Origin of the sequence: Acidovorax sp. JMULE5, assembly GCF_013376875.1 — a bacterium.
Lineage (GTDB): Bacteria > Pseudomonadota > Gammaproteobacteria > Burkholderiales > Burkholderiaceae_C > Acidovorax > Acidovorax facilis.
In genome coordinates, this window is record NZ_CP035951.1 from 2,250,865 (window position 1) to 2,263,563 (window position 12,699).

15 protein-coding genes are annotated in these 12,699 nt (G+C 62.3%); 5 read left to right on the forward strand and 10 right to left on the reverse strand.

Features of this window, described 5'->3' with window-relative positions:
- Positions 1-34: 34 nt before the first annotated feature.
- Both EXV95_RS10070 and orn read right to left on the reverse strand, forming a co-directional pair.
- A complete protein-coding gene (locus EXV95_RS10070) occupies positions 35-1,918 on the reverse strand; it encodes a DEAD/DEAH box helicase (RefSeq protein WP_176886719.1) in 1,884 nt (627 codons plus the stop codon).
- Between the two features lie 310 nt (positions 1,919-2,228).
- A complete protein-coding gene (gene orn, locus EXV95_RS10075; RefSeq protein WP_008904975.1) occupies positions 2,229-2,807 on the reverse strand; it encodes an oligoribonuclease in 579 nt (192 codons plus the stop codon).
- Between the two features lie 37 nt (positions 2,808-2,844).
- Here orn and EXV95_RS10080 point away from each other — a divergent pair, with 37 nt between their 5' ends.
- From EXV95_RS10080 to rsgA, 3 genes are read left to right on the forward strand one after another with little or no spacing between them, the layout of a single operon-like run.
- Positions 2,845-4,152 (forward strand): M48 family metallopeptidase, encoded by a 1,308-nt coding sequence (locus EXV95_RS10080; RefSeq protein ID WP_176886720.1) that lies wholly within the window; start codon positions 2,845-2,847, stop codon positions 4,150-4,152.
- Positions 4,149-4,484 carry a 4a-hydroxytetrahydrobiopterin dehydratase gene (locus EXV95_RS10085; RefSeq protein WP_121505674.1) on the forward strand — a complete coding sequence of 112 codons (336 nt, stop codon included), beginning with the start codon at positions 4,149-4,151 and terminating at the stop codon, positions 4,482-4,484. Before EXV95_RS10080 ends, EXV95_RS10085 begins: the two co-directional genes overlap by 4 nt.
- 29 nt (positions 4,485-4,513) lie before the next feature.
- Positions 4,514-5,458: a ribosome small subunit-dependent GTPase A gene (rsgA, locus tag EXV95_RS10090; protein WP_176886721.1), complete on the forward strand. Its 945-nt coding sequence runs from the start codon at positions 4,514-4,516 to the stop codon at positions 5,456-5,458.
- A gap of 121 nt (positions 5,459-5,579) precedes the next feature.
- On the opposite strand, the gene EXV95_RS10095 is transcribed toward rsgA, so the two are convergent.
- The 6 genes from EXV95_RS10095 to rpsP form a co-directional block, all read right to left on the reverse strand.
- On the reverse strand, positions 5,580-6,566 hold the full coding sequence (locus EXV95_RS10095) for a CobD/CbiB family protein (RefSeq protein ID WP_176886722.1): 987 nt from the start codon (positions 6,564-6,566) through the stop codon (positions 5,580-5,582).
- A gap of 57 nt (positions 6,567-6,623) precedes the next feature.
- Positions 6,624-7,343, reverse strand: coding sequence for a CoA pyrophosphatase (locus EXV95_RS10100; protein WP_176886723.1), 720 nt, complete (start codon positions 7,341-7,343; stop codon positions 6,624-6,626).
- 83 nt (positions 7,344-7,426) lie between these two features.
- Positions 7,427-7,816: a 50S ribosomal protein L19 gene (gene rplS, locus EXV95_RS10105; protein WP_055403050.1), complete on the reverse strand. Its 390-nt coding sequence runs from the start codon at positions 7,814-7,816 to the stop codon at positions 7,427-7,429.
- Between the two features lie 128 nt (positions 7,817-7,944).
- The gene (trmD, locus tag EXV95_RS10110; protein ID WP_176886724.1) at positions 7,945-8,703 is read right to left on the reverse strand and encodes a tRNA (guanosine(37)-N1)-methyltransferase TrmD; all 759 of its coding nucleotides are present in this window, start codon (positions 8,701-8,703) and stop codon (positions 7,945-7,947) included.
- Between the two features lie 29 nt (positions 8,704-8,732).
- On the reverse strand, positions 8,733-9,302 hold the full coding sequence (rimM, locus tag EXV95_RS10115; protein ID WP_055403096.1) for a ribosome maturation factor RimM: 570 nt from the start codon (positions 9,300-9,302) through the stop codon (positions 8,733-8,735).
- A gap of 75 nt (positions 9,303-9,377) precedes the next feature.
- A complete protein-coding gene (gene rpsP / locus EXV95_RS10120) occupies positions 9,378-9,629 on the reverse strand; it encodes a 30S ribosomal protein S16 (RefSeq protein WP_008904984.1) in 252 nt (83 codons plus the stop codon).
- Positions 9,630-9,776: 147 nt separating this feature from the next.
- Between rpsP and EXV95_RS10125 the strand changes: the two genes are divergently transcribed.
- Positions 9,777-10,298, forward strand: a complete 522-nt coding sequence (locus EXV95_RS10125; protein ID WP_176886725.1) for a GNAT family N-acetyltransferase — start codon at positions 9,777-9,779, stop codon at positions 10,296-10,298.
- A gap of 105 nt (positions 10,299-10,403) precedes the next feature.
- A complete protein-coding gene (locus EXV95_RS10130) occupies positions 10,404-10,850 on the forward strand; it encodes a TM2 domain-containing protein (RefSeq protein WP_055403056.1) in 447 nt (148 codons plus the stop codon).
- A gap of 113 nt (positions 10,851-10,963) precedes the next feature.
- On the opposite strand, the gene EXV95_RS10135 is transcribed toward EXV95_RS10130, so the two are convergent.
- A complete protein-coding gene (locus EXV95_RS10135; protein WP_055403058.1) occupies positions 10,964-11,974 on the reverse strand; it encodes an inorganic phosphate transporter in 1,011 nt (336 codons plus the stop codon).
- 18 nt (positions 11,975-11,992) lie between these two features.
- A complete protein-coding gene (locus EXV95_RS10140; protein ID WP_055403060.1) occupies positions 11,993-12,640 on the reverse strand; it encodes a DUF47 domain-containing protein in 648 nt (215 codons plus the stop codon).
- Positions 12,641-12,699 lie beyond the last annotated feature (59 nt).

A 12,699-nucleotide genomic window follows, 5' to 3' on the forward strand; every position in this document is an offset into this window, starting at 1 on the left:
GCGCTAGCTCCACAGACCTGTCAGCGATCAGCGATCAGCGCGCGGGGCGCGCAGGGCGCTTGCGGGCATCGTGTGCCACGAACGGCTTGCCGCCGCCACCAGCTGGCTTGGCAAACGCTGGCTTGCGGGGAGCGAAATCACCACGCGGTGCACCTGCATCACCACGGGGCGCAAAGCTGCCACGGCCTGCGTCACCAAAACCAGGTTTGCGGCCATAGCCTTCACCATCACGACGCGGCGCAAAACTACGGTCACCACCACGGTCATCACGACCCGCAAAACCGCCAGCGCCTTCGCCACGTGCAGGAGCACCACGGTTGTCGCGGCCAGCGAAACCACCGCCAAAGCCACCACCGAAACCACCACGGTCATTGCCACCACGTGCGGGACCACCGAAGCGGCCACGCGACTGGTTGTCACGGTTGTCGTACGAACGGCCAGGGGCGCCACGGCCACCACCAAAATCGCCACCGCGAGGTGCCTGCGGCGCGCGCTGCGAGGGCTCCATGCCGGGAATCACTTCGGCCTTGAACTGCTGGCGGCTGTACGACTCAATGTCGTAGATCTTGCGGCGATCGCGGAACTCGGCAAACGTGATGGCCAGGCCATCGCGGCCCGCACGGCCAGTACGGCCAATGCGGTGGGTGTAGTCCTCGGCCTTCATGGGCAGACCGAAGTTGAACACATGGGTGATCGTGGGTACATCGATACCACGTGCTGCCACATCGGTAGCCACCAGAATCTGCACCTGGCCAGCGCGCAATGCCATCAAACGGCGATTGCGCAGACCCTGGCTCAGGGCGCCGTGCAGTGCCACGGCCGAAAAGCCTTCTTGCTGCAGGTCGTTGGCCAGGCCATCGCACTCCACCTGGGTGCTGGCAAAAACGATGGCTTGGTTGATCGTGGTGTCACGCAGCCAGTGGTCCAGCATCTTGCGCTTGTGCTGGGCGTTGTCGGCCCAGTACAGCATTTGCTTGATGTTGGCATGCTTCTCTTGCGGAGAGTCAATGGTGACCTTCTGCACAGACGAACCTCCGTCGTGCATCACGCGCATGGCCAGCTGCTGGATGCGAGGCGCGAAGGTGGCGCTGAACATCATGGTCTGCTTGCGCTGGGCAGTCAGCTGATTCAGTTCGGCCAGGTCGTCCGAGAAGCCCAGGTCGAGCATGCGGTCGGCTTCGTCAACGACCAGGAACTGCACCTTGTCGAGCTTGATCTGCATCGAGCGCTGCAGATCCAGCAAGCGGCCGGGGGTGGCCACCACCAGGTCGGCGTTTTGCAGCTTGGCGATCTGCAATTGGTAGGGCATACCACCCACCACATTAGCGACGCGCAGGCCACGGCAGTGCTTGACCAGGTCGATAGCATCGTGCGCGACTTGCTGCGCCAGTTCACGCGTGGGGCACAGAATCAGGGCACCAGGGGTGGCGGCCTTGAAATTGCGCGAGCTGGTGGGATCCTTGCGCTTGGCGCGCTTGGGGGCAGGCTCACCACGGGCGGCAGCTTCGGCCACAGCGCGCTCGAAAGCAGCGCGTTCTTCGGCTTCGGCAGCAGCCTGCTGGTTGATCAGCGTGTGCAGCACGGGCAGCAGGAAGGCGGCAGTCTTGCCGCTGCCGGTCTGGCTGGAAACCATCAAGTCGATGAACTTGGTGGAGTCGTTGCCACCGCCCATGGCCAAGGGAATGGCCTTGAGCTGCACGCTGGTGGGCTGGGTGTAGCCCAGGTCAGCCACGGCTTGCACCAGTTCAGGGGCCAGGCCCAGTTCGATAAAGCCGTTGGGTTCAGCAGTCACGGCAACGTCGGCCTCGGTGGCAGCAGCCACCACGGCGTCCAGAGGGGAAGACTGCACGGAAATGTCGGCAGCAAAGGAAGTGTCGGCAGGCGCGAATTCGCCCTGCACCAAAGAGGTGTCGGTCATGATTTTTCTCTCACGAAGACGATCGCAAGCGTAGCCTGCGAGTGGCTTCGTCAATGGTTAAAAAACATCAACCATCAAACGAAACCTGCATTGCTCTGGGCGGATGCTGGTGGGCGTTGTTCGCTAGTCCTGCACTGCGTTGAAAACAGTCGGCTGGCAAGCCCGGTGTGTGAGGGGAGATGCACAATCTGCGAGGAATGGATTCCTGCGCAGCCGTTGATTATGGCATGGATAGGTATTTTCCCGCAAGCCCTTCTCAGTTCTTGCGATACAAACCCACAAGGTCTTCAGCCACCCTCCCCGAAATCCATCACACCGAAAGCAGGTGCTTGCGGTAGTGCGCCAGTTCGTCAATGGACTCATGCACGTCTGCCAGGGCCGTGTGCTTCTGCGCTTTCTTGAAGCTGGTGTAGGCCTCGGGCTTCCAGCGCTTGGCCAATTCCTTAAGGGTGCTCACGTCCACGTTGCGGTAATGGAAGAATCGCTCGAGCTTGGGCATATAGCGCACCAGAAAGCGCCGGTCCTGGCCGATGCTGTTGCCGCACATAGGCGCAGTCCCTTTGGGAACGTACTTGCTCAGGAAGGCAATGATCTGCTGCTCTGCCTCCTCCTCCGTCACGGTCGAGGCCTTCACCTTGTCGATGAGGCCGCTGCGGCCGTGGGTGCCCTTGTTCCAGGCATCCATCTTGCCCAGCAGTTCATCGGACTGGTGGATCGCAAAAACTGGCCCCTCGATGCGCGGCTCCAGGCTCGGTCCCGTCACGATGACGGCGATTTCCAGCAGGCGGTCGGTATCGGGCTCCAGGCCTGTCATTTCGCAATCGAGCCAGACCAGGTTCTGGTCGGATTTGGCAAGTGCGTGAGGGGTGGGGTTGTTGGCTTCTGACATGGCGCGCATTGTCGCCGATGGCCTAAACTCGCCGCTCATGCCCACTTCCGACGCCTTCTCTCCCGCCCTGGCGCTGACGCTTGCGTTTGCCGCAGCTCTCACCCTGGGCCTTGTGCTCAAGTTCTGGCTGGCTACGCGCCAGATCCGGCATGTGGCGCGGCACCGCAGCGACGTTCCCGCACCATTTGCCGAACGCATCGCGCTGGCGGCGCACCAGAAGGCCGCGGATTACACGATCACCAAGGCACGCCTGGGATTGCTGGAAATGGCACTGGGCGCGGCCGTGCTGCTGGGCTGGACACTGCTGGGTGGACTGGATGTGCTGAACCAGGCTTTGCTCAGCGCCCTGGGCGGCGGGATGTGGCAGCAGCTTGCGCTGCTGACCGTGTTTGCCGCCATCAGCGGCCTGATCGACCTGCCGCTGTCGCTGTACCAGACCTTCGTTGTGGAAGAGCGCTTTGGTTTCAACAAGATGACCTTGCGCCTGTGGCTTGCCGATGCGCTCAAGGGCCTGCTGGTCGGCGCACTGATCGGCCTGCCCATCGCCGCGCTGATCCTTTGGATCATGGGAGCGACCGGTCCGCTGTGGTGGCTGTGGGCCTGGTGCTTCTGGATGGGTTTCAATCTGCTGCTGATGGTGGTGTATCCCACCTTCATCGCCCCGCTGTTCAACAAGTTCCAGCCCCTCGAAGATGAATCGCTCAAGGCCCGCGTCACTGCCCTCATGCAGCGCTGTGGCTTCTCGGCCAAAGGGCTGTTCGTGATGGACGGCAGCCGCCGCAGCGCGCATGCCAACGCCTACTTCACGGGCTTTGGCGCAGCAAAGCGCGTGGTGTTTTACGACACCCTCTTGCGCCAGCTGGCCCCGGGCGAGGTCGAGGCGGTGCTGGCCCATGAGCTGGGGCATTTCAAGCACCGGCACATCATCCAGCGTATCGTGACCATGTTCGCATTGAGCCTGGCAGGCTTCGCACTGCTGGGCTGGCTCTCCAACCAGGTGTGGTTCTATACCGGCCTGGGCGTGCGGCCGAGTATCTCGCTGGACCCCACTCTGGCCGCAGCCCCCAATGACGCACTGGCCCTGCTGCTTTTCATGCTTGTGGTGCCAGTCTTCACGTTTTTCATCTCGCCGCTGTTCTCGCAACTTTCGCGCCGCCACGAATTCCAGGCAGACGCCTACGCCGTCGCCCAGGCCAGCGGCGCCGACCTGTCCTCCGCCCTGCTCAAGCTCTACGAAGATAATGCCTCCACGCTCACACCCGACCCGGTGTACGTGAAGTTCTACTACTCGCACCCACCCGCCACCGAGCGGCTGGCGCGCATGCACAACCCGTCCCATCCATGACTACCATGTTGAAGAAAAAAGACTGGTCAACGCTTACCCGTCGTGCGTTGACAGCTACCGAAGTTGTAGCAAACCTGGCCAAACTCGAAGGCTGGAGCCTGACGGGCGATGGCGCTGACGTCGCCATTGAGAAGACCTACCATTTCGCCAACTACTACGAGACCATCTCGTTCGTGAACGCCTTGGCCTTCATTGCCAACGCCCAGGATCACCACCCCGATCTGTCGGTGCACTACAGCCGGTGCGTGGTGCGCCTGAACACGCACGACGTGCATGGCATTTCATCCACGGATTTCGAGTGCGCAACGCAGTTCGATGCCCTGGTGGCCTGACCCCATGACCTTGCGCACCACAGGCTCCCATGGCTGAACGCAGCGCGCTCATGGACGGCACCGTGGTCGCCAGCCATGGGCGCCACTGCATGGTGGAGACGCCCGACGGCGAACGCCGCATCTGCCACCCACGTGGCAAAAAGAGCCAGGCAGTGGTGGGCGACCATGTGCTGTGGCAGGCGCCTCCGCCCGGCCAGGGCGAAGAGGGCACCATCGAAAAGGTCAAGGAGCGGCGCAACCTCTTTTACCGCCAGGACGAGATCCGCACCAAGTCGTTTGCCGCCAACCTCGACCAGGTGCTCATCCTGATCGCGGCAGAGCCGGTGTTTTCGGAAAGCCAGCTAGCCCGCGCCCTGATTGCCGCCGAGGCCGAGGGCATCAAGCCCATCATTGCACTCAACAAGAGCGATCTGGTCGAACCTTTCGCCCGCGCCTGGGAGCGCTTGCTGCCCTACCGGCACATGGGTGCGGGCAAGCACTATGGCGTGCTGCCGCTGTCGCTCGCGCTCTCCAGCGAAGTGGACCGCGCACTGCTGATGGAGCACCTTCAGGGCAAGACCACACTGGTGCTGGGGCCCTCAGGGTCCGGCAAGAGCACCCTCATCAATCTACTGGTGCCAGGCGCTTCCGTGCTCACCGGTGAAATCTCGCAGGCGCTGAACTCGGGCAAACACACCACCACCAGCACGCACTGGTACTGGATGGACAAGGCCCGTACCACCGCGCTCATCGATTCACCAGGCTTTCAGGAGTTTGGGCTGCACCACATTGCCCCCATGCAACTGGCAGCCTGCATGCCCGACATTGCAGCACATGCGACAGCCTGCAAGTTCTACAACTGCACCCACCTGCACGAGCCGGGCTGTGGCGTGCTGGATGCAGTCAAACTGGGCCCCAGCGCAGGCGGTATAAGCGCAACACGCTATAAAATTTATAGCGATCTATTTGAAGAACTGCGCCACACCCGGTACTGAGCCGAGCGCGGTCTCCACCACTGCCGCGGCGGAAACCAGCGCACCCGTGGAACTAGCTTGCATGGTTGAGGGTGCGCCCCTCTCCGATGGAAGCCGCACTGCGGTTCAGGGGGCTTGCCAGCTACCCCAGCAAACGCGCCAGCGTGAGCAACGCCAGCAACAGCATCCACACCACCACCGAGCGCCACACGAGCCCCACCACGCTGCGCAGGTGGCCCACCTCGGGCTCGCGGCCGGGGGTGGAATCGCTGTCGCCCATGTCGGCGTCGATCTCCAGGCCCTGGGGTGTGTGCAATTCAGTGCGCGCCTTCAGTGCCTCGCCCCCCAGGCGTACATTGATGGCACCTGCCGTGGCGGCCAGCACCACGCCGTCGTTGTCATTGGGGAAACGCTGTGCGTGAAACCGCCAGCCCTCAATCGCTTCTTCAAAGCTGCCCACCACCGCAAAGCTCAGTGCCGTGAGCCGAGCCGGAAGCCAGTCGATGGCGGTCCACGCCTGCGCAGAGGCCTGCTGCAGGGAGGCGCTGGCAGGCTGAGCGCCCGTGCGCTGCTTGTAATGCCAATAGCGCGATACAAACTCAGCCAACCGGTACAGAACAGCCCCGGTCGGCCCCAGGCCCAGGGCAGCCAGCACGGAGAACCATGCCAACACGCCGAACACATGCCGGTGGGCCGCCAACACTGAATACTCGATCACATGGCGCACGATCTCGCTGCGCGGTAGCGCCCCTACATCCACCTGCTGCCAGTGGGCCAGGCGCTCGCGGGCAGCATCTTCATCGCCCTCCTCCAACGCGTCGCGGATGCCCGTGAAGTGGTGGCTAAACTGCCGAAACCCGAGCGTGACGTACAGCACTGCCACACTCCACAGCACCGCAAAGGGCCACCCCAGCCCCCAAAGCAATAGCCAGTGAATGGCCAGGGTCACCAGAGCCGGAACCAGCACCGCAAGGCTCCAGGCCACCCATCCGTGGTGCGGCTTGCCCGCATCAAAATTGCGGCTCACGGACAGAGCCCACGCTCTCAGACCTGCATGAATGGGATTGCTGCGTGCCAGCGGGCGGGCCTGCTCGATCAGCAGAGCGAACAGGATGGCGAAGAAACTCATGGGGGGCAATGATACTGGTGCTTTACCCCGATGCACCCTATCGCACGCCGGCCCGGTTTACGCCTGCATGAAACGGTAGAAATTGCGCAGCATGCCTGCCGTCGCACCCCAGATGTAATGGTTCTTGCCGCCGTCCTGGTAGGGCATCGAGAACCACTCCCTGTGTACGCCATCGCGGTCGAACACATGGCGCCGGTGGTTGGCGGGGTTGAGCAGAAAATCGAGCGGCACCTCGAAAAGGTCGGCCACTTCATACGGATTGGGCTGGAGCACGCAGTCCGGCTGCACCAGCGCCACCACGGGCGTGATGATGAACGATGAGCCGGTGACATAGATTGGCAACGTGCCGAGCACTTCGACAAAATCCCGAGCAAGCCCCACCTCTTCCTGCGCCTCGCGCAAAGCCGTGTCGGCAGGCGTTGCATCCCCCGGGTCTGCCCGCCCACCGGGGAAGGCCACTTGCCCCGAATGGGTGGACAGGTGGGCCGTGCGTTCGGTCAACAGCACCATGGGCTGTTCGCGCAGCACGATGGCAATCAGCACCGACGCACGGGCGGGCTCGCGGTTCATGAACTTCTTTTCCAGCAGCACCTCAGGCTCCCACTGCGGCGGGTGGGCAAAACGCGCCCGCAGCGCTTCAGCGGTCTGCGCCTGAACCGGCACCGCAGGCAGATGCGCATCCACACCCACCACCGGAACAAGGCGGGGGTCAAAGTCGGGCAGGCTCGACAAAGGAGCGATCACCGACGAGACAGCAGGACTGGAAGAAGGGTCCACAAGAAGGGGGAGGTGAACAAGCCAAAAAACAAAAAGCCGCTACAGGCAGACGCTGTAGCGGCTTGTCAGGTCGAGCCTGCGCCTTATGCGGCGGTGGCGGCTGCAGCCTTGTTGACACGCGAAGGCAGCTTTTCCTTGATACGTGCCGACTTGCCGCTGCGGTCACGCAGGTAGTACAGCTTGGCACGGCGCACATCACCACGGCGCTTGACTTCAATGCTGGCGATCAGGGGGCTGTAGGTCTGGAACGTACGCTCCACGCCTTCGCCGCTGGAGATCTTGCGCACGGTGAAGCCGCTGTTCAGGCCGCGATTGCGCTTGGCAATCACCACACCTTCGTAGGCCTGCACGCGCTTGCGGGTACCTTCCACCACGTTTACGCTCACGATGACGGTGTCACCAGGGGCGAATTCGGGGATGGTCTTGTTCAAGCGGGCGATTTCTTCCGCTTCCAGGGTCTGAATCAGGTTCATGTTTGATATCCAACGATCTTGTCCGCGCCAAAAATGGCTGCGTCGGGATTGACGTCTCAGTGTTTTGCGGGAGAACTCCCTGTCAAAACGGCCGGCCAGAGGATCGAAAAGCCTTTGATTATAGCAATTCAGCCGAGCTTGGCCAATACTGCTTCATCCGCAGCGGCCAGATGCCCTGCTTTGCGCGCCGCCTCGATGAGATCGGGCCTGTGCCGGGCCGTGGTGGCCAGGCGCTGGTCGCGCCGCCAGCGCTCGATCTGCGCATGGTGGCCAGACATCAGCGCGGCAGGCACCTGCTGCCCTGCCCATTCTTCAGGGCGCGTGTAGTGCGGGCAATCGAGCAGGCCATCGAGCGCCGGGTTGAAGCTGTCGAGCTGGTGGCTGCCCTCATCATTGAGCACACCGGGCTGCAAGCGCGCCACAGCGTCCAGCAGGGCCATGGCGGCGATTTCGCCACCCGACAGCACAAAGTCGCCCAGACTCATCTGCAGATCGACATGGGTATCGATGAAGCGCTGGTCAATGCCTTCATAGCGCCCGCACAGCAGGATTGCACCCGTACTTGCAGACCAACGCTCCACGGCAGCATGGTTCAGCGTTTCGCCAATGGGCGAAAAAAGGACCAGCGGCGCCTCACTACTCTCGGCCTCACCACGCTCCACCCGGATAGCTGCAAGACACCGGGCGAGGGGCTCAGCCATCATCACCATGCCCGGCCCGCCGCCAAAGGGCCGGTCATCAACACGGCGGTAGTTGCCATCGGCATAGTCGCGCGGGCTCCACAGGCGTACATCGACCTGGCCGCCGGCATACGCGCGGCGGGTCACGCCGCTGGCCAGGAACGGCGCAAACAGCTCGGGGAACAGGGTGATGATGTCAAAGCGCATGGTGGGCGGCGCCAGGGCGGGAGTTCCGATCAGTAGTCCGGCTGCCAGTCCACCGTGATGCGCTTTTCGGCCAGGTCCACGTTGTCAATGAAGGCCGAGACAAAAGGGATCATCCGCTCCTGTGCCTTGCCGTCCTGCTCATAAGTCAACACCAGCACCGTCTGCGGACCGGTGGACATCAATTCCTGCACCTGCCCCAGCGCCACACCTTCGCGGTTGACGACCGCAAGACCGATCAGATCGATCCAGTAGTACTCGCCCTCCGTGGTGGACGGAAAGCTGGAGCGCGGCACAAAGATGCGCGCGCCGCGCAAGGCTTCGGCGGCATCGCGGTCATCAATGCCCTGCGCCCAGGCAACCACGGTGTCCGAATGGTCCTTGGCCTGGCGGATGGACAACAACACGGTGCCCGCAAAGGTCTTGGCGCCGCGTTCGGAAGGCTGCAGGTACCAGCGTTTGGATGAAAACAGCGCCTCAGGGCTGCTGCTGTGCGACAGCACCTTGAACCAGCCCTTGACACCCCAGGCATCGGCAATGCGCCCCACTTCAACGGCGTCTGTGGGCAGCTCTGCGGGTTCGAGGGTCAGGTTGGTGGCCATGGCGGAGGATTCCAGAATAGGAAAAGGGCGGGTTTCGCCAGGCATGCCGACGAAACCCGCCCTTTTCAGGGAGCTTTAAGCAGCCTTCTTGGCGGCTTGCTTGATCAGGCGGTCCACGGTAGGCGAGGACTGGGCGCCCACGCTCTTCCAGTACGTCAGACGGTCTTGCACGATGCGCAGGCCTTCTTCGGATTCCTTGGCGGTGGGGTTGTAGAAGCCGATGCGCTCGATGAAGCGGCCATCACGGCGCACGCGCTTGTCAGCAACGACGATGTTGAAGAAAGGACGGCCCTTGGAGCCGCCGCGGGAGAGTCGAATGACGACCATGATTTATCCTTCGGGTGGTGAACTCCGGCAACATTTGCCTTGAGCCACTGTGTTCGCAACCATATTCGCAACGCTTGAGACACGCGACATGGCCACCCGGCCAGCGACACGCTGCAAAGCCCGCGATTATATCCATTTCCCTCTTCCATGCCCAAAATTCGTTCCAGCACCGACAGCGATATTCCCGCCATCACGGCCATTTACCAACACCATGTGCTTCACGGCACAGGGACCTTCGAGATCGATCCACCGTCTGAAGCTGACATGGCAGGCCGCCGTGCCGACGTGCTGGCCCGAGGCCTGCCCTGGCTGGTGGCCGAAAAGGACGGCCAGGTGCTGGGCTTTGCCTACGCCAACTGGTTCAAGCCCCGTCCAGCCTACCGGTTCTCTGCCGAGGACTCGATCTACGTGGCCGACAGCGCCCGGGGCATGGGTCTGGGCCGCAAGCTGCTGACCGAGCTGGCGGCCCAGGCCGAAGCAGCAGGGGTACGCAAGCTGCTGGCCGTGATTGGCGACTCGGCCAACGCGGGCTCGATCGGTGTGCACCGGGCGCTGGGCTTCACCGACGTCGGTGTCATGCGTTCGGTGGGATGGAAGTTCGGCGCTTGGCGCGACATCGTGCTCATGGAGAAAACCCTGGGCGCGGGCGACACCACATCGCCCGAATGAAAACGGCCCCATGCGCTCCCCGCAGCGCAGAGCGCAACCCTCCGAAGCGACCCCCTTGGAGACCACTTGTTCATCTTGGGGCGGCCCGACGATGAATAATGCCCCATGAAAAACAAAACTTTGGCAGCATGGCTTGCCTTCGTGGGCGGGCCGCTGGGCCTTCACCGCTTTTATCTGCACGGGATCACCGACATGCTGGGCTGGCTGCTCCCGATACCGACGGCCCTCGGTATCTACGGGATCCAGCGCGTGCAACAGCTCGGACAGGACGACCACACCAGCTGGATGCTGATTCCTTTGCTGGGCTTCACGATTGCGGGCTGCGCCTTGCAAGCCATCCTGTTTGCACTCAAGACGCCCGAGGCGTGGAACGCGCGCTACAACCCCACGGCCGCACCCGACGCCCCGGCGGGCAGGACCCAATGGATCACCATCGGCGCCATCGTGGTATCGCTGTTGGTGGGCACGGCGGTGCTGATGGCCAGCCTCGCGTTCAGCTTCCAACGGTACTTCGAGTACCAGATCGAGGAAGCTCGCAAGATCTCGCAGTGACCGACACCCAGCAAGCGAACGCCCCATTGAATCCACATTCAAATGGTGCGTTCGCGCTTTTCCATATTGCCTAATTAGCTATACATTCAATAGCAAATCAGGAATCAGGGCATTCAGAATATCTGCAGACTGATCCAGTACGCCACGGCAGCCACAAACGCACTGGCGGGGATGGTCAAGATCCACGCCCAGACGATATTGCCTGCCACGCCCCAGCGCACTGCGCTGGCGCGCTGCGTGGAGCCCACGCCCACGATGGCGCCTGTGATGGTGTGGGTGGTGGACACCGGAATACCCAGCGTTGTTGCCAGGAACAGGGTCAGCGCCCCGCCCGTCTCGGCACAGAAGCCGCCCACGGGCTTGAGCTTGGTGATCTTCTGGCCCATGGTTTTCACGATGCGCCAGCCGCCGAACATGGTTCCCAGGCCGATAGCCACGTAGCAGCTGACAATCGTCCAGGTGGGAGGCGAAGCATCGCTTGCCGACGAATACCCTGTGGCAATCAGCAGCAGCCAGATGATGCCGATGGTCTTTTGCGCATCGTTGCCGCCGTGGCCCAGGCTGTAGGCCCCTGCGGACACGAGCTGCAGGCGCCGGAACCATTTGTCCACCCGGCTTGGCCGCGTTCGCCGAAAGATGTGCGCCACAGCCACCATCATGAGAGAGCCCAGCAGGAAGCCGAGCAAGGGCGAAACGAAGATGAACGCCACGGTCTTGAGGATGCCGGTGGAGATCAGCGCGCTGGCACCCGCCTTGGCGATCACCGCCCCCACGATGCCGCCGATGAGCGCATGCGATGAGCTGCTGGGGATGCCGTAGTACCAGGTGATGACGTTCCAGGTGATGGCGCCCACCAAGGCACCAAACACCACATGGGTGTCCACGATGCCAGGCTGCACGATGCCCTTGCCCACCGTAGCGGCCACGCTCAGGTGGAAGACAAAGATCGCTACAAAGTTGAAGAACGCGGCGAACAGCACCGCCTGTGCGGGCTTGAGCACGCCGGTGGACACCACCGTGGCAATCGAATTGGCAGCGTCATGGAACCCGTTCATGAAATCGAACAGGATCGCCAGTGCCACGAGCAGGACCACAACCCAGAGGGCCGTTTGTACGGTTTCCATACTGGTCAGCCTGCCGGATCAGGAGTTTTCGAGGACGATGCCCTCGATGCAATTGGCCACGTCCTCACACTTGTCGGTGATGGTTTCCAGCAGCTCGTAGATGGCCTTGAGCTTGATCACCTCGCGCACATCGGGCTCTTCACGGAAGAGCTTGCTCATGGCGCTGCGCATCACGCGGTCGGCGTCGGATTCGAGCTTGTCGATCTCTTCGCAGGTCTTGAGCGCGGCTTCAGCCACGGCCGGATCGGCGATCTTGTCGAGCAACTTGACGGCATCACGCAGGCGTTCGCAGCACTTGAGGCTCAGGTCGGTCAGGCGGGTGATCTCTTCCGTCATGTGGCGCACGTCGTACAGCGCCATGGTCTCGGCAGAGTCCTGGATCAGGTCGGCCACATCGTCCATGGTGTTGATCAGCGTGTGGATCTGCTCGCGGTCGATAGGGGTGATGAAGGTCTTGTGGATGGCCTTGTTCACCTCGTGCGTCACGCGGTCAGCAGCACGCTCGGCGTTGTCCACATCCTGGTTGTACTTGTCGCGCAGGTGCGGGTCGCTGTAGTTGGCCACCAGTTGCGAGAAAGCCCGGGCCGCCTCGACGATGCGGTCTGCATGCTGGTTGAACATTTCGAAAAAATTGCCTTCGCGTGGCAACAGCTTGGCAAACAGCATGGAGGCTCCTGGATCGGTATCGATTTTTTGAAAATGAGACAAAGTCATGACAAAACCAT

Coding starts and splice junctions, on each gene's coding strand:
- EXV95_RS10140 (WP_055403060.1), bottom strand. CDS start 12,640: ATGCTGTTTGCCAAGCTGTTGCCACGCGAAGGCAATTTTTTCGAAATG.
- EXV95_RS10130 (WP_055403056.1), top strand. CDS start 10,404: ATGAAAAACAAAACTTTGGCAGCATGGCTTGCCTTCGTGGGCGGGCCG.
- EXV95_RS10070 (WP_176886719.1), bottom strand. CDS start 1,918: ATGACCGACACCTCTTTGGTGCAGGGCGAATTCGCGCCTGCCGACACT.
- rsgA (WP_176886721.1), top strand. CDS start 4,514: ATGGCTGAACGCAGCGCGCTCATGGACGGCACCGTGGTCGCCAGCCAT.
- orn (WP_008904975.1), bottom strand. CDS start 2,807: ATGTCAGAAGCCAACAACCCCACCCCTCACGCACTTGCCAAATCCGAC.
- EXV95_RS10080 (WP_176886720.1), top strand. CDS start 2,845: ATGCCCACTTCCGACGCCTTCTCTCCCGCCCTGGCGCTGACGCTTGCG.
- rimM (WP_055403096.1), bottom strand. CDS start 9,302: ATGGCCACCAACCTGACCCTCGAACCCGCAGAGCTGCCCACAGACGCC.
- rplS (WP_055403050.1), bottom strand. CDS start 7,816: ATGAACCTGATTCAGACCCTGGAAGCGGAAGAAATCGCCCGCTTGAAC.
- EXV95_RS10135 (WP_055403058.1), bottom strand. CDS start 11,974: ATGGAAACCGTACAAACGGCCCTCTGGGTTGTGGTCCTGCTCGTGGCA.
- rpsP (WP_008904984.1), bottom strand. CDS start 9,629: ATGGTCGTCATTCGACTCTCCCGCGGCGGCTCCAAGGGCCGTCCTTTC.
- trmD (WP_176886724.1), bottom strand. CDS start 8,703: ATGCGCTTTGACATCATCACCCTGTTCCCCGAGCTGTTTGCGCCGTTC.
- EXV95_RS10125 (WP_176886725.1), top strand. CDS start 9,777: ATGCCCAAAATTCGTTCCAGCACCGACAGCGATATTCCCGCCATCACG.
- EXV95_RS10085 (WP_121505674.1), top strand. CDS start 4,149: ATGACTACCATGTTGAAGAAAAAAGACTGGTCAACGCTTACCCGTCGT.
- EXV95_RS10095 (WP_176886722.1), bottom strand. CDS start 6,566: ATGAGTTTCTTCGCCATCCTGTTCGCTCTGCTGATCGAGCAGGCCCGC.